The sequence below is a fragment of the Colwellia marinimaniae genome (genome assembly GCF_002207865.1).
Lineage (GTDB): Bacteria > Pseudomonadota > Gammaproteobacteria > Enterobacterales > Alteromonadaceae > Colwellia > Colwellia marinimaniae.
Genome location: NZ_BDQM01000392.1, coordinates 1 through 252 on the forward strand (window position 1 = coordinate 1; position 252 = coordinate 252).

1 pseudogene is annotated in these 252 nt (G+C 44.0%); it reads right to left on the reverse strand.

What is annotated here, in order from left to right:
* A pseudogene (locus MTCD1_RS22005) lies at positions 1 to 208 on the reverse strand (cell division protein FtsQ/DivIB); the annotation flags it as partial.
* Positions 209 to 252 lie beyond the last annotated feature (44 nt).

Here is a 252-nt window from a genome sequence, read left to right on the forward strand (position 1 = left end):
CGTCAGTTAGATAGGCTTCCATGCTGCTAAACATCCAGCTAAAAAAGACTATCACCATAAAGAAGAAAAACAGACCTAAACCACGTTGTAACCGTGACGACGCTAACTCTTGAACGCAGGACTCATCCGCTTGAATTTCAAGTTCGGTGAGCGCATAGATATTATCATCAAGTGTGTCTGGTAACGGCGTAACAGTCGCGGTGGTCATCATCGATTAATGCGCGAGCGCTAATACCTTAGACACTAAAGTAT